The 23,600-nt window shown below is 59.8% G+C and carries 18 protein-coding genes; 13 read left to right on the top strand and 5 right to left on the bottom strand.

From position 1 onward, the window contains the following. Positions 1-17: 17 nt before the first annotated feature. Positions 18-5,564, bottom strand: a complete 5,547-nt coding sequence (locus tag U1A53_RS08830) for an FHA domain-containing protein (RefSeq protein WP_322280292.1) — start codon at positions 5,562-5,564, stop codon at positions 18-20. A 278-nt stretch (positions 5,565-5,842) separates the two neighbouring features. Here U1A53_RS08830 and U1A53_RS08825 point away from each other — a divergent pair, with 278 nt between their 5' ends. Then, complete coding sequence (locus U1A53_RS08825; RefSeq protein WP_322281233.1) at positions 5,843-6,544, top strand: hypothetical protein; 702 nt, start codon at positions 5,843-5,845, stop codon at positions 6,542-6,544. Between the two features lie 6 nt (positions 6,545-6,550). On the opposite strand, the gene U1A53_RS08820 is transcribed toward U1A53_RS08825, so the two are convergent. Then, a complete protein-coding gene (locus tag U1A53_RS08820; protein ID WP_322280291.1) occupies positions 6,551-7,198 on the bottom strand; it encodes an FHA domain-containing protein in 648 nt (215 codons plus the stop codon). A gap of 136 nt (positions 7,199-7,334) precedes the next feature. On the opposite strand from U1A53_RS08820, the gene U1A53_RS08815 reads away from it, so the two are divergent. Together U1A53_RS08815 and U1A53_RS08810 are read left to right on the top strand one after the other, a co-directional pair. Then, positions 7,335-7,799 carry a hypothetical protein gene (locus U1A53_RS08815; protein WP_322280290.1) on the top strand — a complete coding sequence of 155 codons (465 nt, stop codon included), beginning with the start codon at positions 7,335-7,337 and terminating at the stop codon, positions 7,797-7,799. A 211-nt stretch (positions 7,800-8,010) separates the two neighbouring features. Then, entirely contained in the window at positions 8,011-10,026 is a 2,016-nt protein-coding gene (locus U1A53_RS08810) for a helicase C-terminal domain-containing protein (protein WP_322280289.1), read from the top strand. Positions 10,027-10,056: 30 nt separating this feature from the next. On the opposite strand, the gene U1A53_RS08805 is transcribed toward U1A53_RS08810, so the two are convergent. Next, complete coding sequence (locus U1A53_RS08805) at positions 10,057-11,328, bottom strand: Glu/Leu/Phe/Val dehydrogenase (protein WP_322280288.1); 1,272 nt, start codon at positions 11,326-11,328, stop codon at positions 10,057-10,059. Between the two features lie 91 nt (positions 11,329-11,419). Here U1A53_RS08805 and U1A53_RS08800 point away from each other — a divergent pair, with 91 nt between their 5' ends. From U1A53_RS08800 to U1A53_RS08780, 5 genes are all read left to right on the top strand, one after another. Next, the gene (locus tag U1A53_RS08800; protein ID WP_322280287.1) at positions 11,420-12,298 is read left to right on the top strand and encodes a metallophosphoesterase; all 879 of its coding nucleotides are present in this window, start codon (positions 11,420-11,422) and stop codon (positions 12,296-12,298) included. A gap of 43 nt (positions 12,299-12,341) precedes the next feature. After that, the gene (gene deoC / locus U1A53_RS08795; RefSeq protein WP_322280286.1) at positions 12,342-13,280 is read left to right on the top strand and encodes a deoxyribose-phosphate aldolase; all 939 of its coding nucleotides are present in this window, start codon (positions 12,342-12,344) and stop codon (positions 13,278-13,280) included. Between the two features lie 12 nt (positions 13,281-13,292). Next, complete coding sequence (locus U1A53_RS08790) at positions 13,293-14,771, top strand: aldehyde dehydrogenase family protein (RefSeq protein ID WP_322280285.1); 1,479 nt, start codon at positions 13,293-13,295, stop codon at positions 14,769-14,771. Positions 14,772-15,275: 504 nt separating this feature from the next. After that, positions 15,276-16,142, top strand: coding sequence for an aldehyde dehydrogenase family protein (locus tag U1A53_RS08785; RefSeq protein WP_322280284.1), 867 nt, complete (start codon positions 15,276-15,278; stop codon positions 16,140-16,142). Positions 16,143-16,182: 40 nt separating this feature from the next. After that, entirely contained in the window at positions 16,183-17,658 is a 1,476-nt protein-coding gene (locus U1A53_RS08780; RefSeq protein ID WP_322280283.1) for a carboxypeptidase M32, read from the top strand. A 109-nt stretch (positions 17,659-17,767) separates the two neighbouring features. Here U1A53_RS08780 and lexA read toward each other — a convergent pair whose 3' ends face one another. Then, the gene (gene lexA / locus U1A53_RS08775; protein ID WP_322280282.1) at positions 17,768-18,403 is read right to left on the bottom strand and encodes a transcriptional repressor LexA; all 636 of its coding nucleotides are present in this window, start codon (positions 18,401-18,403) and stop codon (positions 17,768-17,770) included. A 90-nt stretch (positions 18,404-18,493) separates the two neighbouring features. Here lexA and U1A53_RS08770 point away from each other — a divergent pair, with 90 nt between their 5' ends. Both U1A53_RS08770 and U1A53_RS08765 read left to right on the top strand, forming a co-directional pair. Beyond that, on the top strand, positions 18,494-19,168 hold the full coding sequence (locus U1A53_RS08770) for a tetratricopeptide repeat protein (protein WP_322280281.1): 675 nt from the start codon (positions 18,494-18,496) through the stop codon (positions 19,166-19,168). Positions 19,169-19,171: 3 nt separating this feature from the next. Then, a complete protein-coding gene (locus U1A53_RS08765) occupies positions 19,172-20,338 on the top strand; it encodes an 8-amino-7-oxononanoate synthase (protein WP_322280280.1) in 1,167 nt (388 codons plus the stop codon). A 3-nt stretch (positions 20,339-20,341) separates the two neighbouring features. On the opposite strand, the gene U1A53_RS08760 is transcribed toward U1A53_RS08765, so the two are convergent. Continuing rightward, the gene (locus U1A53_RS08760) at positions 20,342-20,992 is read right to left on the bottom strand and encodes a hypothetical protein (protein WP_322280279.1); all 651 of its coding nucleotides are present in this window, start codon (positions 20,990-20,992) and stop codon (positions 20,342-20,344) included. On the opposite strand from U1A53_RS08760, the gene U1A53_RS08755 reads away from it, so the two are divergent. The 3 genes from U1A53_RS08755 to U1A53_RS08745 all read left to right on the top strand — a co-directional run bounded on the left by U1A53_RS08755 (position 20,978) and on the right by U1A53_RS08745 (position 23,510). Next, entirely contained in the window at positions 20,978-21,223 is a 246-nt protein-coding gene (locus U1A53_RS08755) for a hypothetical protein (RefSeq protein ID WP_322280278.1), read from the top strand. The two genes, U1A53_RS08760 and U1A53_RS08755, sit on opposite strands and share 15 nt — an antisense overlap. Positions 21,224-21,230: 7 nt before the next feature. Continuing rightward, a complete protein-coding gene (locus tag U1A53_RS08750) occupies positions 21,231-22,280 on the top strand; it encodes a hypothetical protein (protein WP_322280277.1) in 1,050 nt (349 codons plus the stop codon). Positions 22,281-22,580: 300 nt separating this feature from the next. Beyond that, entirely contained in the window at positions 22,581-23,510 is a 930-nt protein-coding gene (locus U1A53_RS08745; protein WP_322280276.1) for a hypothetical protein, read from the top strand. The last annotated feature ends 90 nt before the right edge of the window (positions 23,511-23,600 follow it).

Genomic DNA, 23,600 nt, shown 5'->3' with positions numbered 1-23,600 from the left:
ATGCTCCGGAGGCGGTGCTACTGACTGGAGGTCCGAACCTCCACTTTGCGCAGGATAATCTCGTGCCCCTCTCCACGCGAGAAGATAAAACCAGAACGGCAGCTTTCCGTCACGCGCGGCTTGGCCTTGCCTGGAAGCGAATCCACGACGGCGATGCGTTTGCGCAACTCGAGATCAACCTCCGTGCCAGAAGGCACGCTGAATTCCGTCACGCCGTGCTGGTGCAGGATGTCCTCGAATGAGGCGCGCAGCGTGATGAGTTGCTGCGGCACATCACTGCCGTTCGCCCCGGCATAGCGGGCGATCAGGGCGTCGATGAGGTCGATGCGCTTGATGATGTCGTTGGCAAACATGACCACCGTGCTTTCCTCCGTCGGCAGGCCACGGCGCATGATTTCATGTTTTTCTTCCAGCTCCTCAAGCTGGCCGCGCAGACGTTTTTCGATGTCCTGCCATTGCTTGAGCTGCGCCTCCGCCTGCGCGAACTCGTGTTTCCGGCCTTCAAGACGCGCCAGCTCGGCCTTGGTCTCATCAATCTGGCCCACGGCACGCTGCTGCGTGGTGCCGAGGTCGGCGATGCGCTTTTCCAGCTCGGTGATGCGCTTCTTCTGCTCCAGCTCGTAGTTTTGCAGCGCGGTGGCCTGCTTCTGGATGTCGGTGCTGAATTTCTTGAACTCGGCGTCGGCGGCCTCGCGATCCTTGCGTGCCTGCTCGGCACGGGCCGCCTCGCGGTTGAGGGTCTCCTGCGCCGCGTTCAGCTTCACTTGGATCGCCAGATCCTCCTCCGAAGCCTTGCGCAGGGATTTGTTGATCTCCGTCTGGCGTGATTCCAAGCCCGCCAGCGCCTGGCCGAGACCGAGAATTTTGCCGCCGACGTTGATGAACTCACCCAGCTCGAATTGCCGCGCGCTGATCTTTGACTGCAACTCCTTGAGAGCCGCGTCAGCGCCCTGCAGGTCTTGCTTCTGGCTGTCGAGGGTTTTGATGAGGCGCTCCTCGTCGGCTTTCAGGTTCTGCACGCGGTCGAGTCGCTGGCGCAGCTCGCCCTCGATCGTGTTGGTCTCTTTTTTGGCGGCGTCGGCCTTCGCCTTCGTTTCCTTGACCTCTTTTTCGAGTTCGGCGAGCTGGGCCTCCGCCGCGCGCGACTGTTCCTGCGCTGCTTTGAGACGCGCGGATTCCTTGTCCACGTCCGCCTGCGCCTTCATCACGCGTTCTTCGCGCAGTTTGTGCGCCTGCTCGAGCTGCGTGATCTGCTGCTGCAACTCGCTGAGCTTCTTGTTCTGGGTGTCGGTGGTGACATTGAGGCGCGTGACGAACTGCGAGGCTTCCTCGCGTTCCTTCGTCAATCCGGTCAGCATCGCCTGGATGCCCGCCAGTTCGGTGTTCAACGCGGGAATCTGTTTGCGGAGGATCTTCTCTTCCGCACGGGCTTTTTCGGCGGCGGCATCAGCTTCGGTGCGTTTCTGATCGGCGGTTTGTTGGGCGGCCAGGGCCTTCTCGGCACGCTTCTCGGCATCCGCAGCCTTCGCCTCGGCGGTTTTGACCGCCTTCGTGAGATCCGCAAGCTGCGTGTTCTCCGCTTTGAGGCTGACTTCGAGCGTGGCGATCTCCTTCTTCAGCTTCTCCTGGTTGCGGGCCAGCTCTGCGAGCGTCTTGTCCTCGGCCTGACGCTGCGTTTCGGTGTCCTTGAGCGCTTTGGTGGCCGTGGTGAGGCGCGCATCGACATCCGCCAGTTCAGCCAGGCGCTTTTCAGCGGCGGCAATGCGCTCCAGCACACCCTTGAGCCGTGTTTCGGCGGCGTTGGCCTCCGCCAGCTTCGCTTTGGTCTCCGCTTCGAGGTTGGTGCGCTTGTCGCCGAGAATCTTGTCGAGATTGACCGACTCGATGCGCAGCGCCTCGACAGCGGCATCGGATTCTTTGCGCTGCGCGAGAGATTCCTTCAGCGCGGCGGCGGCGGCATCACGATCCTTGATCAATCCGGCGAGCTCGGCCTTCAGATTGTCCGCCTCGGCGCGGGTTTGCGTCACGCTGGCGCGCAGATCCGGCAGCACGGCATCCAGTTCGCCGCGTTCCTTGGTGAGACGCTGCGTCTCGGCCAGCAGCTTGTCGCGTTCCTGCGTGGCAGTGGTGATGGTGCCGCTGAGCACGGCGTGCTGCTGGTTCGCGGCGGCCAGTTCCTTCACGCGGTCGTCAAGACCGGCGGTCTGCTGCGTCAGTTCGGCAACACGCGTTTCGGCGGCGGCGATTTCCTTCTGCCGCTCGGCGAGGCGGTCCTGCAAATTCTGATGATCCGACTCGGCGGCGGAAATCTTCTGCTGCGTGCTGGCATGCGTCGTCGTGAGCGTGGAGATGACCGCCTCCATGCCGCTGATCTTTTCCGCCAGCGTGAGCTGCTGCTGCGAGCTTTTCTCCGCCGCCGCCGCGGATGTCGCCGCTTCCTTCTTTCTCTCGATGGCCGCCGCCGTGGCCTGGTCCAGATCGATTTTGGCCTGCGCAAGCTGCTCGCTGAGCTTCTTGTGCCCGCTCTGCAAGGATTTGAACTGCTGGTCGGCGGTGGCGGCGAGTTCTTCGAGATTCTTGGTGCGCTGCTCGGTGGCGGCGACCTGCGATTCGCGCTCTTTAAGGTCCGATTCGGCCAGACGAAGCTCCTCGCGCACCTTGCCCATTGCCTGAGAAAGCTGCGTCTGCTGCTCCTCGATGTGATGAACTTCTTTTTCCGCCACCTCACGGCGTTGCGTGAGTGTTTGCGTGAGCAGTGCCTGGGCGCGGCCATGCTCGGTGGCGGCAAGCAACTCGCGCGTGCGCTCATCGCGATCCTTCACCAAAGCGGCGACGGCGGCCACGACCTCGGCTTTGTGCGATTCGACAGCCTTGAGCGCCTCACTGACGTCATTGAGCTTCGTGTCGGTCGAGGCGAGGTCATCAAGTTTGTTATTGAGGTCGGCGGCCTTGTCCTCAAGGGCTTTCACCTCCGCCTGAAGCCCGGCGAGGCGTGTCTCATGCTGCGCGATCTGCGCATGGATGTCCGCCAGACGTTTCTCGGCCTGCTCCCGCTCGGAATCGTCCATTGCCCGCGCGTCGCGGGCGTGCTTGTCGATTTCAGCCAGCCTGGCCTGCGCTTCTTTCTGCTGCTCGGCAAAGGCGGACTCCGCGTCCGATTTCTGCGTGTTGAGATTCGCGATCTGCTGCTCGGCGACGAGATGCTGCTGCTCCAGATCAGCAAGCTGGCCGCGAATCGCGGTCATGCGCTGTTCAGCGACGGTTGTATCGGCCTCGTGAGACTGCTGTCTGCCGAGAAGAGCGCCAATGGCGGCATCCAGCATGCCGCGCTGGTTTTCCATCTGGCCGAGCGTCTGCGTCAAGGCGGTGAGCCGGTCCTCGTTGCCACGCAGCTCATTCACACGAGCGGAGACAGCTTTTTCCTCGCCACCAAGCTGGGCAATCTGCGACTGCGCGTGCTGCACCTGCTCCTGCGCCTTCGCGAGCGAGGCGTTGACTGCTTCGAGCTCGCTTTGCTTCGTCTCGCGCTGGGATTCGAGTTTCGCGAGATCGGCGCGGCGTGCGTCGAGCTGTTTGTCGAGATCCTGCAGCTCCGTGCTGCGCTTGGAACGCTGCTCGGCTTCGGATTTCTGCGCGTCCGCATGCAAGGCGGCAAGGCGCTTCACCTCAGCATCCGCGTCGGCGATCTGTTTTTGCAGCGCGGTGAGTTTCTGCGACGTGGTCTTCTCGTCTGCGGTGAGCTTGGTGACGGCGGCTTCGCGTGATTTGAACTCGTCCGTGGTCTTTTTGAGCGAATCCTGCTGCGAAGTCAGTTCGCCCTGCACTTTCGTCAGTTCCGCCTGCGTCTTCGTCAGATCCGCACGACGGGTTTCAAGCTGCTTGTCGAGATCCTGCAGCTCCGTGCTGCGTTTGGAGCGTTGCTCGGCCTCGGATTTCTGCGCGTCGGCCTGCAAGGCGGCAAGGCGCTTCACCTCAGCATCGGAGGTGGCAACTTGTTTCTGCAAATCGGCCAGTTGTTTCGACGTGGTGGCCTCTTCCGAGGTCAGTTTGGCAACAGCGACTTCGCGTGACTTCGCTTCTTCACTGGCTTTGGCGAGCGTGGCCTGCTGCGAGGTGAGATCAGCCTGCGCTTTCGCCAAATCGGCCTGCGTCTTGCCAAGGTCGGCGGTTTTGGCGGTGATCTGGGTTTCGAGGCCTTGAAGTTCCGCGCTGCGTTTCGATTTGAGCTCGGCCTCGGATTTCTGCGCGTCAACCTGGAGCTGGGCGATTTCCTTGAGCTTCGACTCACCGGCGGTGATCTGCGCCTGCAAGGCGGTGAGTTTTTCGCTGGCCGCCGCGACCTCGGCGGCGGCTTTGGCAGCAGCGTTCTCCTTCGTTTTGGCCTCCTCACTGGTTTTGGCGAGAGAGGCAGTGATTTGATCGAGCGTGGCACCTTTGGCGGCGACATCGGCCTCCAGCTTCTGCAACTCGGCGCTGCGCTGGGATTTCAGCTCGGCCTCGGATTTCTGCGCCGTGGCAAGAAGCAGGTTGATGGCGGTGACTTTGTCCTTCGCGGCGGTTTCCTCGGCCACGAGCTTCGCAATCGTGGTTTCGCGGTCCTTGCGCTGCTGGTCGGCCTCGGCGTGCAGCGTCTGCAAGCCTTTCTGCGCGGTGACCAGATCGGCCTCGGCCTTGGCGACGAGGGTGCGGGTGGATTCGAGTTTGCTCTCGATGTTGCCGAGATCGCGGCGCTTGACGTCGAGCTTGCCGGCCTCGGTTTTGGAGTTTTCCACATCGGCACGGGCGCTTTGCACCTGGCCGCGAATTTTTTCGACCTCACTCTTGAATCCGGTGATCTCGGCCTGGGTCTGGCCAAGCTCCTTTTTGCGCGCCTCGATCGTGGCATCAAGAGAGCGTATTTCATCGCGTCGTTTCTGCTCGATGGCGTTTTCGGAGCGGAGAGCGTCGCGCTGACGGGTCAGCTTTTCGATCTCATCACGCACCTCGGCGGCCTGTTTGGCGGCGGCAGGATCAGGTGCTGCGGCAGCGCCTGGCTTGGGCAGAAACGAAACAGGCGGCGTGACCGAGGGCGGCCGGGACACATCAGTGGGAGCACGCTGCACGACCGGTTTAGTGACCTCAATCTTGCCGGTTTCAGGGGCCGGCTTTGGCAGCTCATCCTTGTCTCGTGCCGGAATGCTTTCGGTGTCGCCTTTTTTGCCATCCTCACGGGTGGGCTGGCCTTTGGGGGTGGAGACGGACTTGGAACCGCCGTCAGAAGCGAGGCCTTTGGGCGCTCGCTCGCGGAACCGGCTCTCAAGCTGGCCGAACATGATGCGATCGCCACCCTTCACACGGGCACGCTCGACACGCTTGCCATTGACGAAGGTGCCGTTGGAGGACTTTAGATCGACGATTTCGTAACCCCCGTCCGGCTGACGCAGGAATTCAGCGTGAAACGTGGAGATGAAGGTGTTGTCGATAACGATGTCATTGCTGGCGTCACGCCCGATGGAGAGCCGTTCTTCGAGGATATCGAAGACGAACTCATTTCCATCGTTGAGATTGAAGGCCAGATATGGCATGCAGAACGCGCAAAGAAGACTGAAGAGCCGGGAGAATAAGGGTGGAAAATCAGTGAATCAAACTTAATGAAATTGGGTGCACAGGGAGGGAGACGGTGAATCTATTGTTTCAAAAACCAGTTCACTTATACAGCATCACTTAAGATTTCTAAAATATGAAGGCCTGGCGATTCCTCAAGTCTTTCAGACTCCTGGCTCTGGTTTTGGTCAGTTTGAACGGCTGTGCGGCGGCTCCAGTCCCGGCCAGCAACGGCGGAGGTCGGCTTTCGCCCGCTCAGATGGATCGCGTGGGAAACCGTATCTGGCAGAATGAGTGCGGCGGCAGCGTGGCGGGACTAACGAGCTGGAATGCGGGGGAGGCTTTCGCCTCCTTGGGCATCGGGCATTTCATCTGGTATCCGAAGGGTCAGGGCGGGCCCTTTGAGGAGAGTTTCCCGCCGTTGGTGGCTTTCTTGGAGTCACGCGGCCTTTCGACGCCCGGTTGGATGAAAGAAACCTGCCCGTGGCCAACCAAGGCAGCATTCGAGGCAGATAAGAACGGCGCACGGCAAAAGGAACTGCGAACCCTGCTCAGCCGGACGGTGCGGCAGCAGACGGAGTTCATCATGGCCCGGATGGAACGTGCTCTGCCCAAGATGCTGGCGGCGGCTCCTGCCGGGCAGCGTGATTGGGTTAAAGTTGCCTTTGAATCCCTGAAGACCACGCCGGAAGGCACTTTCTGCCTGATCGACTACGTGAATTTCAAAGGCGAGGGCACCAGCCCGAAGGAACGTTACAACGGGCAAGGCTGGGGGCTGCTGCAGGTTCTTCAGGCCATGGGGGAGACGCCAGGCAGTTACACCGCTTGGAATGTGCAGTTCGCCGAAGCCGCCAAACGCGTACTGGGCCGTCGTGTGTCGAACGCACCGCCTGAGCGCAACGAAAAGCGCTGGCTGGCCGGCTGGCACAACCGCTGCGACGGCTACAAAAAGACTCTCTGAACGCGGCTACTCCTCCTTCCGCTCGATCTTGATCTTCGGCATGGTACCAAAGACCTTATCGATTGTGTCGGTGAGAATATTGCCATTCATCTCCTTCGAATGGCGCATGCCAAGACCGACGAGGAAGGCGATCACAAACAAGCCGGTGACGATGATGGCCGTCATGCAGCCGCTTTCCGTCGTGTCCGGGTAGTTGCTGGCGGATGATTTGCCATAAGCACGGCGCACGGGACTGAGCGCACGTCCCGAAGCGGCCGGTCGGGAGCCAGGAAGCGACGACTCGTCAATGACATTGGCGGCTGGCGCTGGCAGCGATTTGGAGAAACGGGGCGTGGCGAGGGGCTTATCCTCCAGCACCTTGGGCGGATCTCCGGCATAAAACACCGCCTGCACGTCTCCGAAACCGACGCGGTCGCCATCCTTGAGCAGCGCCTCCTCGATTTCCGCTCCATTGACGCGGGTACCATTGCTGGAATCCAGATCCTGCACGAAAACGCCCTTCTCAGACTGTTTGATGATGGCATGCCGCCCCGAGGACGAGGGGCAGGTGAGCATGACATTGCTCTCAGGGTGCCGCCCGATGGTGGTGACATCGTTTTCCAGCTTGTGAACGAGCGTGGTGCCGTCCTCCATGTAAAAGACTACCGAGGCCATGAAAATGCAGAGGGGTGAGAGGGTGAAAGTTCGTCCATTCCTGAGTCAGGCACGAACAGCGGAACAGAAACTTGGGATTTTCCTGATGCAACGGCTATGTTCGCATGTGACAGTGAAATTCCCATCCGATTGTGTCATGCGCACTCCAGCCGCCTTTTCATCCCTCGTTTCCACCGCCCTTTTCGTTTTAACGCTGCTCATGCCGCCAGTGTGGCTGCATGCCGGTGACAAAGAAGACGCCGAGGCCGCCGCCCACGCGCTGGCCTACGACCAGGAGAAGGAGGAGTTCAACATCCGTGCGGAAACCTGGCAGAAGGATCTCGGCCCAAAAACCGGCAAAGCCCTGCGCATGCAGCTCTACAAGGGCAACGAATACTGCTTCTGCGTCGCCGTGCCGAAAAAATCCGGCGTCCACATCACCGGCGCGGTGCTGGATCTCGAAGGCAAGCCCGCCGGCGAAATCCTTCCGGTGCTCGATGGCTGGGGCTTCGTGCTCTTCTACAAGCCGAAGAAAACCGGCATGTACATGATCGCCATTCATCAGACCGACCAAGGCAAGCGCAAGGACGTGCCCTGCGCCATGGTCACCGGATACAAGTGAGCCGGGACGGTCTGACTCCGCAACCTGCGGACTTAGGCTGGTGCCGAATCGACACCTAGCAGTTGAGCCATTGGCAGCCCGATGCCGTGCTCTTACGCTTCAACGCACCGCGAGACACCGGATATGCAGCCGATCTTCGAGTCCGGAAAATGACGGCTCACACAAAAACTACGTTGCTCTAGGCCCTCCGCTCTCTGCTATCCCGCCCCGCATGTTTTACGTCGCTGAAGATCACGAAGAAGGAGTCGCTGGCCGCATCTCCAGGCCGCCGCTGGCGCCACGCATGCGGCACGCCTTCTCCAATGACGGCAAGATGGCCGAGTCACCGCAGTTCGAGTATCGCCCGCAGCAGCAGCGCATGGCGGAACTCGTCGGGGCCGCGCTCGATGGCAATCACGCCTTCGTCTGCGAAGCCGCCACCGGTGTCGGCAAATCGCTCGCCTACCTCGTTCCGGCCGTCACGTTTGCCCTCGAACAGAAGCGCAAGGCCATCATCTGCACGCACACGATCAATCTGCAGGAGCAGCTCATCACGAAGGACATTCCCATCGTCAAACAGCTCGTCGGCGACTTCCATGCGGAGATTTTGAAGGGACGTGGCAACTACCTTTGCCCCACACGCCTCAAACGCGCCCTCAACGAATCCGGCGACCTCTTTTCCTCCTCCGAAGCCTCCGAACTAAGTCTCCTGCTCGACTGGGTCGCTGAAACCGAGGACGGCACGCTTAGCGATCTCAATTTTACACCCAGCGCCCGCGTGTGGTCGCTCGTGTGCAGTGAGCCGCATGCCTGCACGCCACGCCGTTGCCCGCCCGGCAGCCGCTGCTGGTATCAGGACGTGCGCCGCCGCATGGAGCAGGCGGATGTCATCGTGCTCAATCACACGCTGTTCTTCACGCTGCTCGCCTCCGCCGACGAAAACACCACGGAAGACTGCAATTTCCTCTTCCCACGCGACTTCGTCATTCTCGACGAGGCCCACACCATCGAGAACGTCGCCGCCAAGGCCTTCGGCCTGCACATCAGCGAATCGAGCATCAAATTCGAGCTTGGCCGCCTGCACAATCCGAAGACGCGCAAAGGCTTCTTCCAACTCGTCGGCGACAAAGACGGCGTGCGCGAGGTCATGATGACCTTGGACAGCGTGGACACCTTTTTCCGCGCCGCCGAGGCCAGTTGCAAATTCAACGCCATGGGCCGCGAGTTCCGTGTGCGTGAGCCCGGCCTCGTCGAAGACACGCTCAGTCTCCCGCTGCAACGTCTCGCCCAAAAAGCCATCAAAGCCGGCGACGCTGCCAACAAAGAAGGCACCAAGCTCGAACTCCTCGACCTCGCCAAGCGTCTCAGCGCCATCCGCGTTGGCTTGAAGACCTTCCTCGATCAGGAAAACGAAGATCACGTCCACTGGGTTGAGCGCGGGGGCCTGGACAACCGCATCGTCTCCTTCCACACCGCGCCGGTCGATGTCGCGCCACGACTGCGGCAGATCTTTTTCGCCAGCCACAAGGCCTGCATCTTCACCAGCGCCACGCTCAGCATCGGCGATGACCCCAAGCTCCGCTACTTTCGCAACCGCGTCGGCGCCGAGGACGCCCGCGCCGCCTTGATCGAGAGCCCCTTCGATTTCAAAAAGCAGATGAAGCTCTATCTGCTCAAAAAGATGCCGCAGCCCAGCGAGCCCGGCTATCTCGACCAGCTTGAGCACTGGATCACCCATTTCATCGATCTCAGCATCGGTCGCGCCTTCATCTTGTTCACCAGTTACAGCCAGATGACCTCCCTGGCCGACAAACTTGAAGCGCATTGCGAAAAACGAGGCTGGCGCTTGCTCGTGCAAGGCCGTGGCATGCCACGCCATCAAATGCTCGCCGAATTCAGAAACGATACCCACAGCGTCCTCTGCGGCACCGACAGCTTCTGGACCGGCGTCGATGTTCCGGGCGAATCGCTGAGCAATGTCATCATCACGCGCCTCCCCTTCGCCGTTCCAGACCACCCGCTCACCGCCTCGCGCATCGAGCATCTCACCGAGCAAGGCCTCAACGCCTTCACCGAATACAGCGTCCCCGAGGCCATCCTCAAACTCCGCCAGGGCGTCGGCCGCCTCATCCGCACCGCCACCGACAAAGGCATCTGCGCCATCCTCGACAACCGCATCCTCACCAAGCCGTACGGTCGCGCGTTCTTGTCATCGCTGCCGGAATGCCCGACGGAGATTTTGCAATGAGCGTGAGATAGGATGCCAGTCTGTTTCACATCACGGAAACAGCCCACGAATCTGCTTCGCCTCATGCACACGCTGGATGCCGAGGCTCAAAGCGGCGAAGCGCATGCTGACGTTGCGTTTGCGGCTCATGGTGAGCGTCTGCACGAAGGCCTGTTCGAGGATGCGGTAGAGCTTGCTCATCACCTCGCCTTCGTCCCAGAAGAAGCTTTGCAAATCCTGCACCCATTCGAAGTAGGAGACGATCACGCCGCCGGCGTTGCAGAGGATGTCGGGGATCACGAAGATTTCCGGGCGCTGCGAGATGATCACATCGGCCTCGGGCGTGGTTGGGCCGTTCGCGCCTTCGGCGAGAATGCGGCATTGGATTTTCGCGGCGTTTTCAGCGGTGATCTGGCGCTCCAAGGCTGCTGGAACAAGGATGTCGCAAGGCGTGATGAGCAATTGCTCGTTCGTGATCGGCTCCGCGCCGTCAAAGCCGACGATGCTGCGCGTTTTCGTGACATGCTCGTCGAGCTTCACCAGATCAATGCCGCCAGCGTTGAACAAACCACCAAAGGCATCGCTCACAGCGATGATTTTGAGACCCATGCGTGACAGCGATGCAGCGGCGACAGCACCGACATTGCCGTAACCTTGCACCACGGCGGTCGCACCACTGGCGACGATGCCGAGGGTGTCCATCGCGCGCGAAATGAGATACGCCACGCCACGCCCGGTCGATTCACGTCGACCGAGCGAGCCGCCGATGCTCACCGGCTTCCCAGTGACGACAGCGGGAACGCAATGGCCGGTTTGCAGCGAATACGTGTCCATCATCCACGCCATCGTCTGCTCATTCGTGCCCATGTCAGGCGCTGGGATGTCGATCTGCGGCCCGATGAACGGGATCAGCTCCTGCGTGTAGCGTCGTGTCACGCGTTCGAGTTCGCCGATGGAAAGCTCGCGCGGATTGCAGGTCACACCGCCTTTGGCACCGCCATACGGCAGACCGGTCAGCGCGCACTTCCAGCTCATCCACATCGCCAATGCGGCCACTTCACCGAGTGTCACGTCTGGATGAAAACGCACGCCGCCCTTGGTCGGTCCGAGCGTGAGATGATGCTGGACGCGGTAGCCCATGAATACCGTCGTGCTGCCATCATCACGCCGCACCGGCATCGCCACGCTCACGGAGCGTTTGGGCATCTTCAGGCGGTCGCGGGCGTTTTCGGGAATGTCCAAAAAATCGGCCACCAGATCAAACTGCTGGCAGGCCATGCGGAAAACGGGCGTGTCATAGACTTGCGGGATCATGTTGCTCATGGTGACCGAACTATGTCGCAGACTGGTTGTTTGCCACACGCAAATATTGGTGTCTTGACAGAACCACCGGGTCTTGAACAACTTCACCGCCATGCACCGCCGCAAGTTCCTCGTTTCCACCGCAGGCATGCTGACGCTGCGCCCCGCCTGCCTGTGCGCTCAAAACGCTCCGCCTTCGGCGCTGTCTTTCATCGTCGTCACCGACACGCATCTCGGCTACAAGGACAAGGACACCGCGCAGAAGCTGTGGCGGCAAACCGCCGCCGAAATCGCCGCCGCCGAGGGTGCGTTCGTGCTGCATCTCGGCGATGTCATCGACGGCGGTCGCATGGAGCAGTATCCCGTCTATCTCGAAGGCCGGAAGCTCATCTCGAAGCCGGTGTACGAAGTTCCCGGCAACCACGATCCGGTGGAAGGCTTCCAACAGCATCTCCGCCCGCAGGTGGACACGTTCTTCGATCATCAATGGCTGCGCATCGTGCTCATGAACAACGCGCACCGCGATTCACACGACGGCTTTTTCACCAGCGAGCAGATCGCGTGGCTCAGCATGACGTGCGACGAAGCTGCCGCCAAGAATCTGAACCTGCTGCTCTGCTGCCATGTGCCCGTGCATGACAACAAGCACCCGGACCGCGGCTGGCATGTGAAACCCGGCGGCGGGCAGGCGGAATTCTATGAGATCGCGAACAAGCACGCGCCGCGCATCCTCGCCGCCTTTCACGGCCATTTTCACAACGGTCTGCGCGGCTGGAACGATCATGCGCCCATGCACGAGGTCTGCTTCCCTTCGGCGCTCTACAACCAAGACCGCAAACTCGAATCCCAGCAGGCCCCCGGTTACAACCCGCTCGAATTTCGGCCCGGCTTCACGCTCGTCAGCATCATGAACGGTGCCCTGCACCTGTGCTTCAAAGCCGTGGGCGAAGAGCCTAAACCTCTGCGCGAACTGAAGCTCGGTGCGGCTTGATGAATTGGTTGTCTTTCCCTCCTGCCCGTGACTGAATAACACCATGCCCGCCGTCAAAGCGCCCACCAGCCTCCGCCGCCTGTTCGATGAAATCGGCACCGTCGATTATGTCGGCATTGAGGAACGCGTCGCCAAATACACCACCCGCAGCATCAAAAAGAAGTCGAAGGTCTTCGGCTTGCGTCTCGCCGTGACGATGGTCGATTTGACCACTCTCGAAGGCAAAGACACTCCCGGCAAAGTCGCCTCGCTCTGCCAAAAAGCCCTCACGCCGCACGATGTGGGCGACATTCCCTCCACCGCCGCTGTCTGCGTCTATCTGGCGATGGTGAAGCACGCGAAGAAGCACGTCGGCGGCACGAAAGTGAAGATCGCCTCTGTCGCCACGGCCTTCCCATCTGGCCAGGCCCCGCTCAAAACACGCCTCGCCGAAGTTCATGCCGCCGTGAGTGATGGAGCCGATGAAATCGACATGGTCATCAATCGCGGTGCTTTTCTCAGCGGAGAATTTGGCCGCATGCAGGATGAAATCGCCGCTGTGGTCGAAGCCTGCGGCAAAGCGACGCTCAAGGTCATTCTCGAAGTCAGTGAACTCGAAACCTACGACAACATCCGCGCCGCCAGCTTTCTGGCGATGCGCGTGATCCGCCCGAATGACTTCATCAAAACCAGCACCGGCAAGACCTCGTCGAACGCAACGCTCGGCAACAATCAGGTCATGCTGGAGGCCATCCGCGATCACTTCCTTGCCACCGGCGTCCCCATCGCCATGAAACCCGCTGGCGGCATCCGTACCGCGAAGCAGGCACTGCAGTTCCTCATCGCCGTCAAAGAGACCCTCGGCGACGACTGGCTCAACAACCGCCGCTACCGCTTCGGGGCCTCCGCATTGCTCAACGACCTCGTCCGTCAGCTCGAAAAAGAACGCACCGGCGCCTACCAAGCCCCGTGGAACTTCAGCGATGCAACGGAGGGTTATTAACTCAATCATTGTATGGCCAAAAAAATCACCAAGCCCACCCGCGAACTCGTTTTTGGCGATCTGTGGGAGTTTGATCCGGCACCGGAGACGGCGGATCCGAAGCTGAAGAAGCGCTACGATCTGTTCATTAACGGTTCCTTCGTTGCGCCGCACAGCGGTAAGTACTTTGCCACGATCAATCCGGCGAATGAAGCAAAGATCGCCGACATCGCGCTGGCAGATGCGACGGATGTGGATGCGGCCTGCAAGGCGGCGCAGAAGGCGTTTGTGAGCGTGTGGGGACGCATGCCGGGCAAGGAGCGCGGGAAGTATCTCTATCGAATCGCGCGGCTGCTGCAGGATCACGCGCGGGAGTTTGCCATCGCGGAGACGATGGATGGCGGCAAGCCGATCAAGGAATCTCGCGACTTCGACATCCCGATGGCTGCGGCGCATTTCTTTTATCATGCCGGTTGGGCGGACAAACTGGAGTTCCTCGCGCCCGGCCGACAACTCGCGCCACATGGCGTCGTGGGGCAGGTCATCCCGTGGAATTTCCCGCTGCTCATGCTCGCATGGAAAATCGCGCCAGCGCTCGCGGCGGGGAATTGTGTCGTCTTGAAGCCGGCGGAGACCACTAGCATCACCGCGCTAAAGTTTGGCGAGATCTGCCAGGAGGCCGGGCTGCCGAACGGCGTCGTGAACATCGTCAGCGGCGCGGGTGAGACCGGCGCGGCGGTGATCAATCATCCGCTGACAACGAAGGTGGCCTTCACTGGCAGCACGGAGGTCGGGAAGATCATCATGCGCTCAGTGGCGGGCACGGAGAAGAAGATGACCATGGAACTCGGTGGCAAGGCCGCGAACATCGTCTTTGATGATGCGCCACTGGATCAGGCCGTGGAGGGCATCGTGAACGGCATCTTTTTCAATCAAGGCCATGTGTGCTGCGCAGGCTCGCGCTTGCTCGTGCAGGAAAGCGTGGCGGATGAAGTGCTCGCCAAGCTCAAGCGCCGCATCGCCGTGCTGCGTGTCGGCGATCCGATGGACAAGAACACCGATCTCGGTGCGATCAACAGCCGCGAGCAGCTCACGAAGATCACGGAGCTGGTGCAAAGCGGCGTCAAGGAAGGCGCGGAGATGCATCAGAGCACGTGCCGGCTGCCGACGAAGGGCTTCTTCTTCAAGCCAACGCTGTTCTCTGGAGTCAGCATGAGTCATCGCATCGCGCGGGAGGAAATCTTTGGTCCTGTGCTGAGCATCCTGACCTTCCGCACGCTTGAAGAAGCCGTCGAAAAAGCCAACAACACCGCCTTTGGCCTCAGCGCCGGTGTTTGGACGGACAAAGGCAGCCGCATCCTCAAAATGAGCACGCTGCTCAAAGCGGGCGTCGTCTGGGCCAACACCTACAACAAGTTTGATCCCACCAGCCCCTTCGGCGGCTACAAAGAGTCCGGCTTCGGTCGCGAAGGCGGCAAGCAGGGGCTGCTGGATTATCTCAAGACGGCGTGATCGCTGCGCGAAGAATGAAGAAAGAAACCCGAATGTCGAAACATGAGCAGCCGCGATAAGCGGCATCTGTGAATCCATGCTATGTCAAACCGCACTTACATTTGTATCGAATGTCGAACATCGAAGCGCGCAGAAGCGGCCGGGGGCCTCGATACAGCTCTTCGTTGTTCGAAGTGCGGAGGGAATCTTTGGGAGTTAAGCCACAAGTGGAGAATTCCGAAGCAGTCGGACGACAAGGCTTGGCGTGAGCTGATTGCGCTCGTGCAAGTGACCCAACCACTAAGGCGGGCGCGCACACAAAAGCGGGGTAAGGAGCTGCTTGGCCAGATAGACTGGCAAATCGAAGTCATATCAAACCGCAAACCATCTCAAGCGAAGGAGGCTGGATTGAAAAAACTCCGGCGCGAGCGCGCGGATGTAGTTGCAAAGTATTTCTCAAGTAGCCTCTCGAAAGTCGAGTGACTGCTTTCCATACTCATCATCTCTGCTTTCACACACCTCCTCATGTCACGTCTCCACATCACCAAAACTCCGAAGTGCTACGTCGGCGGTGCTTTCATCCGCAGCGAGAGCGGACGCGTGGCCGAGTTGCATGATGCCTCCGGCGCGTTCTTCGCCAACATCCCGCAATGCACGCGCAAAGACCTGCGCAATGCCGTGGAGGCTGCGGCAAAGGCCGGGCCGGGCTGGGCGAAGCGCACGGCCTTCAATCGCGGACAGATTCTGTATCGCATGGCGGAGATGATCGAGGCACGCGGCGTCGAACTGGCCGAGGCGATTGCTCTTGGCGGCAGCTCGAAGGCGGATGCGTCACGCGAAGTCACAGCGACGATTGATCGCATCGTGCATTACGCGGGCTGGACGGACAAATACGAGCAGATCCTCGGCAGCGTGAACCCGGTGGCCTCATCGCACTTCAATTTCACGGTGACGGAGCCGATGGGCATCATCGGCATCATCGCGCCAGATGATTCGCCTTTGCTGGCGCTGATCTCACTGATCCTGCCCGCGATCACGAGTGGGAACAGTGTGGTGGCGCTCGCCAGCACGACGCAGCCGTATCCGAGCATTCTGCTGGGTGAAATGCTGGCCACCAGCGACCTGCCCGGCGGCGTGGTGAATCTCCTCACCGGCCTGCGCAGCGAACTGCTGCCCACCTTTGCCACGCATGAGCATCTTCGTGCCTTGAGCGGTGTGGCGAATGCCGAAGAACGCAAGGCCTTGCGACTCGGTGCCGCTGAAAGCGTGAAACGCGTACGTTTGCTGAAGGCCGAAGAACCCATCGACTGGTTCGCGGACAAGATGCAGGGCGCGGAGGAAATCCGGGCGCTGATCGAGTTCAAGACGACGTGGCATCCGGTGGGTGCTTGAGGTTGCTCTTGGGCGATGGCGACTCACTATGGCGGCCTCCATGACCGCCTACCAATCTCTCTGCGAAGTTGTTTCTGAAATCGCCCTCATTACCTCGACCGAAGCGGTGCTGGGGTGGGATCAGGAGACTTACATGCCGGAGAAGGCGCTGGATCATCGGGCACGGCAGTTGTCGTATCTGACAGGGAAGGCGCATGCGTTGCTGACCTCGAAGCATACGCTGAAGCTGCTGGAACGGGCGGAGACGGAGATGCCGGAAGATGCGACGCAGGCGGCGAATGTGCGCGGGTTGCGGCGTGACATCGACCAGGCGACGAAACTGCCGCAAAAGCTGGTGAAGGAGGAGAGCGAGGTGTGCGCGCATGCGAAGGCGGCGTGGGCTGAGGCGCGCGGGAAGTCGAACTTTGCGATGTTTGCACCGCATCTGGAAAAGGTGCTCACCATTGCGCAAAAGAAGGCGGATCTGTTTGGCTACGAGGACGAACCGTATGATGCGCTGCTGGACCTGTATGAACGCGGGGCGAAGACGCGGGAGGTGGCGGTGCTGTTTGAAAAGCTGAAGCCGCAACTAGCGGAGATCGCCCGCGAGGCGGTGGCGAAGTCGAAGAAGGTGAAGCCGGGCGCACTGCGTGGGAAGTATCCCATCGAGAAGCAGCAGGTTTTGAACCGTGAAATCGCGGAGAGCATTGGTTTTGATTTCGACGCGGGCCGCATCGACACGACGGCGCATCCGTTCTGCACCACGCTGGGGCCGGGCGACGTGCGGCTGACGACGCGGTATGACGAGAAGGATTTTCTGTCGTCGCTCTTCGGCGTGCTGCATGAGGCGGGGCACGGATTGTATGAGCAGGGGCTGCCGGGGCTGGATTACGGCCTGTACTCGGGCAGTGCGGCGTCACTGGGCATTCACGAGTCGCAGAGCCGCTTGTGGGAGAATCACGTGGGCCGCAGCCGCACGTTCTGGGCGAAGTGGCTGCCGCGGGCGCAGGAGCTGTTCCCGCATCTGCGGAAGGTGAAGATCGACGCCTTCATGAAGGAAATGCTGCGCAGCGAATTCAGCTTCATCCGCGTGGAGGCGGACGAGGCGACGTATGATCTGCACATCCTGCTGCGGTTTGGCATCGAGCGTCGCCTGGTGAAGGGCGAACTGGCGGTGAAGGACGTGCCAAAGGTGTGGAATGAGGAATACCGTGAGCTGTTCGGCATGACGCCGCCGGATGACCGGCACGGCTGTCTCCAGGACATTCACTGGAGCATGGGCGGGCTCGGTTACTTCGCGACCTACACGCTGGGAAATCTCAATGCGGCGCAGTTGTTCGCCACGGCGAAGAAGCAGCGGAAGATCACAACGGCGCTGGAGAAATGCGATTATGCGCCGCTGCTGAAGTGGCTGCGCGACAATGTGCATGCACATGGAGGCGCGCTGCTGCCGCAGGAAATTATCACGCAGGCGACGGGCAAGCCGACGGATGCCAAATGGCACATCGCGCACCTGCGGGAGCGGTATGTCGGATAAGATGAGTCAAGACGGGTCAATAGGTCAAGGAGTGGTCAAGCGTCGTGGCTTTCGCCTCTTGACCATGCTTGACCCTTTGACAGCGCAGCCTTGACCTGCACAGCAGCCATTACTCCCTCCGCACATGGCGGATCAGTCCGATCATGACGCCTTGAATCGTCAGCTCACGTGCCGGAATGAGGTCAGGGAACTCAGGGTTCTCGGCCTTGAGGAAGGGCTGTGAGTCCTGGAGGAGGTAGCGCTTGAGGGTCGTTTCGCCGTCGATGAGGGCCGCGACGATGTCGCGGGGGCGTGGCTCACGGATTTCGAGGATGACGAGGTCGCCATCGCCGATGAGGGCGCCGATCATGGATTCGCCGCGCACCTTGAGCGCAAAGCTTTTCGCAGTGCGCGGGATGCCGAGGGTGTTCACATCGACGGAGATGCATTTCTCCGCGTGCTGCACCATGTCTGCCGCAGACATGCCAGCAGGGATTTGGCCAAAGACGGGGATGTCGATGATTTCGGCGCGATCGAGGTCCTCTGGGAAGACGACGGCACGCGCCTTGTGGGCGTGGCGCTGAATGACGCCTTTCTTTTCCAGCGCACGCAGGTGGCTCATGGCGGCGGTCTGACTGGAGAAACCGAAGTGGCGCTGGATGTCACGCGTGGAGGGCATGACGCCTTCGGTGCGCTGGTAGCTGCGCAGGTAGTCGAGCAGCTCTTGCTGACGGGCGGTGAGGCGGGTGTCGGTGTCGAGGAACATGGTGGTGTTTTGGCTGTTCGACCGAACATCCCTGTTCACAAGGCATGCGCAAGAAGTTTTCCTGTGGCGCTTTTGGCGCATAGTCGGGCCATGAGGCTCCCCAATTTGCTGAAAATCTCCGTGCTGCCAGTGATGAGCGCGCTTTGCCATGCCCAGGACGGCGCGGCGCAGTTCAACCCGGCGAAGATGGAAAAAACCGGCATGCTGCCGCCACATACGAAGGTGCTGGGAGAACGTGCAGTGGCGGCGTTTGGCAAAAAAGACTGGCCCGCCGCACGCAAGGCCTACCAAGAAATGCTGGAATTGGATGATGGAAATGCACTGGTTTGGGCAAACTTGGGCGCGGTTGAGCAGCAGGCGGGCGATTTGAAACGGGCCATCGAGTGCTTTGAAAAGTCAGTGCAGTTTAATCCGCAACTCGCGCCATCGTGGACGGCGCTGGGTTTGCTCGTGCAACAGCAGGGAGACACCTACCGGGCGATCTCTTGCTTCACGCGGGCGATCCATGAGGATCCCGAAGATGCACGAGCACACAATTTCCTGGCCATCGCCGTGAAGGGCCTCGCCTGGGCCGATGCGGCGGAGGTGGAATTGCAGAAGGCGATCGAAATGAAGCCGGACTATGGCATCGCGCACTTCAACATGGCGCTGATGCTGCTGGAGCGGCGCCCGCCCGCGATTGAGCTGGCGAGAAGGCATTACGAGAAGGCCCTGACGCTCGGCGTGGCGAAGGACGATGTGGTGGAACGCCGTCTGAAGGAGTGACGTATGGAAGAGCGCACGGAACCATGGAACATCACCACGCAGCTCGACGAATTGCGCGCCCAGAGGCTTTGGCGTGAACTCACACCGCTGGACGAGGTGGCCGGGGTCGTCGTGCGGGCCGGAGGCCGGGAGTGGGTCAATTTTTCCTCGAACGACTACCTGGGTTTGGCGGGATCACCGGAAATGCGGACAGCTCTCGCAGAGGGAGTGGCAAAATATGGTGGTGGAGCAGGCGCTTCGAGACTTGTGTGCGGCACGCATCGTGTGCATCGCGATCTGGAAGAAGCTTTGGCCGATTTCAAGGGGACAGAGGCAGCACTGACCTTCAGCAGCGGATTTGCCGTGGCACTGGGCACGATCCCGGCGCTCGTGGGGCCGGGGGACACGATCATCCTCGACAAACTCTGCCATGCCAGTCTGGTCGATGCAGCGAGATTGAGCGGGGCGGCGATCCGTGTGTTCCCGCACAATCACCTCGAAAAGCTCGAACGCCTGCTGAAAACCGCGAAGGGACGTGTCCTCGTACTCACCGAATCGATCTTCAGCATGGACGGTGATGCCGCCCCGCTACGGGAGATCGTCGAACTCAAAGAAAAGTACGGAGCCTGGCTGCTCGTGGACGAAGCACACGCCGTGGGCGTCCTGGGCCCGCAAGGGCGAGGTCTTGCCGCCGAACTTGGTGTGGATCAACGCGTGGATCTGCATCTGGGGACCCTAAGCAAGGCATTTGGCCTTAGCGGAGGCTATCTGGCAGCGTCACGACAAGTCATCGACCTGCTGGTCAACCGAGCGCGTAGTTTCATCTACTCGACGGCCCCGCCGTTTCATCTGGCTCATGCTCTTTGCGCCATCTTGAACTTCATCCGCAGCGAACAAGGTGATGCCTTGAGGAAAACGGTGCGGGGCAATGCCCAAAGCACGAAAAATCTACTGTCCACAATCGGACTCGGGCCTCCAACCGCTCCGAGTACCATTTTACCGGTGATTTTGGGTGATGAAGGGCTGGCCATGAGGGCGAGTCAGCAATTGCGAGAAGCCGGATTCCTGATCCCTTGCATCCGCTATCCCACAGTCGCCCGAGGCAGCGCCAGGCTGCGTATCACCGTCAATGCCCCTCACTCGGCCGCCCAAATCGATGCTCTGGGGACCGCCTTGCGAGCGAACGTTTAAATTCTAAGGCAAGGGCATTTGCCCCAAGATCTGCAGGGCTCGCTCTCGTGCATCCTTGATCTCCTGCTTGTTCAACGAGATTCCGTTCCTGCCTGACGCCATCAGGTTCGTATGATCCTGTCTGTGTTTCAGGAACAGCACATGGCCCAGCTCGTGTGCGGCAACACGAGCGACAGGGTTGTCCGCCCCCCCTTTGACCATGGTAAATTCTGGCTTTTCGCACACCACGACAGGCTCACCGTAAAAAAAGCCATTGGGGCCCATTTCCCGGACGAAACACACATCGATGGCGGTGAGGCTGAAATCGTTTGTTGGGATTGCGGATTTCACCCAGTTACGATCCCGTTCGAACCATTTCTTGGGTCCTATATCGAAAGCCTGGAGAACACCAACGGCCTCCAGTTCAAAACGAATGCCCGCCTGCGCCCATATGGCGTTCACTTCTTCAAAGATGGTGCGTACCTCCGCCTCGCCAAGCGTCGCCTGGAGCCTGGGATGAGCAGATGACTGCACCAGATGCACCCGGACTCTCAAGCTGATGGAAGGCAGCGCTTCCTCAGATCGTAGCGGCAACAGCCAGATCAAGAAAAAAACGGAGATCAAAAGGCGCGTCATGCGCATGACTAACCACCAATCCGCATGCCATTCAATCATGAAGATGCGCGCGGCCGGGGGGCACCTTTGAGCACAAAGGCGATGCAAGAGCTGCAGACGCTGTACAACACTGAAAAAAATGCCCAAAAAAGGAAAAAAGTTCTTTCCAGCGGTTACAGCACCTGCTATTTTCCAAATCTGAACGGCTCACGTACTTTGATTTGGGACTTAATTCCAGGTCATATCATGCGAGTGTCCGACCTCAAACCAACCAACCTAATACCAACATAATCAGACTATGAAATTGAATGCATTGCTGAAAACGCTGGGGTTCTTGGCACTGGCCGCCACTCCCGTTGTGGCCGGAACCGCTCCCGCTCCTAAAAATCCGATCGCCCCCGCTCCCGCGAATGACGATCTTGGCATCAACGCCACACTCGGCTACGACTCCAGCTATGTCTGGCGTGGCGTCACCTACGGATCCAACTGGGTCAGCGCTGGCCTTAACGGCGATCTCCTCCTCGTCGGCGGTGCCGGTGAAGATGGTGCCGGCAGCACCTCCCTCCTCTGGGACGTGAGCTGGGGTTTCCTCGCTGGTGACAATGACAGCTTTACTCCTGCTTTCAGCGGAGCTCCCTTCCCATTCAGCACCCTTGGCAATGACAGCAACTCTTTCCAGCGCCTCCAACTGGGCGCGGCTTTCGCGCATGACTTTGGTCCTGCCGTCGTGAGCCTCGGCTATCGTTACTTCTATAACATGGGTGACTTGGCAGACCAGAAGGGTTACAACACCTCGAGCATCTTTACTCCTTTTGGCACCGGAAACGGCTACCATGGCATGAAAGACACTCAGGAAGTTTACCTCGGCATCAGCACCGCCGTTGGTCCGATCGACCTCGCTGCCAGCGCCAACTATGACCTGAGCAACGACGGCTGGTACTTCGACCTGACCGCCAGCACCACTGTTGCAATCACGGACGCCATCAGCTTCGTGCCCAGCTTCAACGTTGGTTACGCGAACAATTACACCTGGCAGTTCACTCCAGATTCCGTCAACACCTTCTCGGGTGGTGCCGGTGGCCTCTTCGGTTCGGGTGTCGGTGAAAGCGGTGGCGACGACGTCTCCGGCTGGGCCGCTGCAAACGTCAGGCTTGCCTTCCCAATCAAGCTTAACAGCCGTGCCACTCTCACTCCCTATGTGGCTGTCAACATGCCCTTGGGAGCTTTGAGCAATGTTGCTCAGTCCTCCCAATCCAACCCGTTTCTTGGAGCTGGCGGCGTCAATCCTCCCAGCACAGGCTTCGAAACCACTTGGTACGCAGGTGCCGCTCTGAGCATCCGCTTCTAATCAAGCTCCTGACTTAACCAAGTCTTAATTGACCTCCCGGCTGCAAAGCCGGGAGGTTTTTTTGTGTTTGAAAGCAAGAGTCGTTTGAACTGGCGAGGAGTGGCTGGCCCTGTAGAGGCGCGAATCGACGACGCATCACGCAGAGGGTGAAGAATATATTTTAACGCCAATTTAACTGGCTGCACAACATGGCATGCCTCATGCTTAAACCTTCGTGAACTGCTGAATTGCCCTCCCGGCCAGGTCAGCGCCTCAACACCAACAAAACGAAACTCGACCAAACACATGAAGCCCAATAGCATGACATCCCTCATTGCCAAGTCGGTGGCCGTTCTTGCTGCCTGTGCAGCGCTGAACGCCTCCGCTGGCACCGTTCCCGCCAAGGCACCTCTCCCTCCGGTGACTGAGCCAAGCACCCTGTTCGACTCCATCGGAGCCACCCTCGATGTCGGTTACGACAGCCGCTACTACTACCGCGGTCTGTGGTTCGCTGACAACATCGTCTGGGGTGCCCTCAACATCGCCGTGCCGATCATCGGTGGTTCCAGTGAAGATGGTTCTGGCAGCCTGACTTGGGGTCTGGGCGCCACCTACATTTCCACGGTGGACACGCCGTTCGGCAATCCCCCCAACAACAGCTTCGACTACTCTGAAATCGATCTGATCACCTCGCTCACCTATGACGCTGGCTTCGCCAAATTCGGCATCCAGTATCTGCACTACTTCTATCCGGACAGCTACGCTGGAAGTTTTGCTCCGACTGGCCTGCCATACGCTCAAAATGGCGGCGCTGATTCAGAATTCGGCATCAAGGGAGCAGGAGAAATCGGTTTCACCGTGGCAATTCCGATTCAAGCGTTGAACCTCTACTTCGGCTACTACTATGACTTCCGTATCGGCGGCTCCTATTTCCAGGCTGCGGCTGATTACACCATTCCAGTCACTGATTGGCTGAGCATCGTTCCTGCCATCCAGACCGGTTATGGCATCGACTACTACACGGGCAACGGTTCTGCCTTGTTCACCAATGTGGGCGTTCCTCTTGCTGGAGCGCAAACGTCTGGTTTCACTCATCTCCTCGTCAGCGTGGGCACTCCGATCAAACTCACCAAGATCGCGACCCTCACCCCCTATGTCGCTTGGAACCACTCCTTCCAAACGCGCTCCGGGCTGAATCTGACCGAACACAACGAAGTTTTCGGTGGTGTGAAGCTGAGCCTCGCCTTCTAATCCACGCGGGTTTCATCACCCGTTTCCAAATCTGATTAATGGTTGGAAGCTCCCGGTCAGTTCGCTGGCCGGGAGCTTTTGTTTTGCCGT

Source organism: Prosthecobacter sp. (assembly GCF_034366625.1).
Lineage (GTDB): Bacteria > Verrucomicrobiota > Verrucomicrobiia > Verrucomicrobiales > Verrucomicrobiaceae > Prosthecobacter.
Note: the sequence above shows the minus strand (reverse complement) of the source record. Positions and strands in the feature narration are given on the sequence as shown.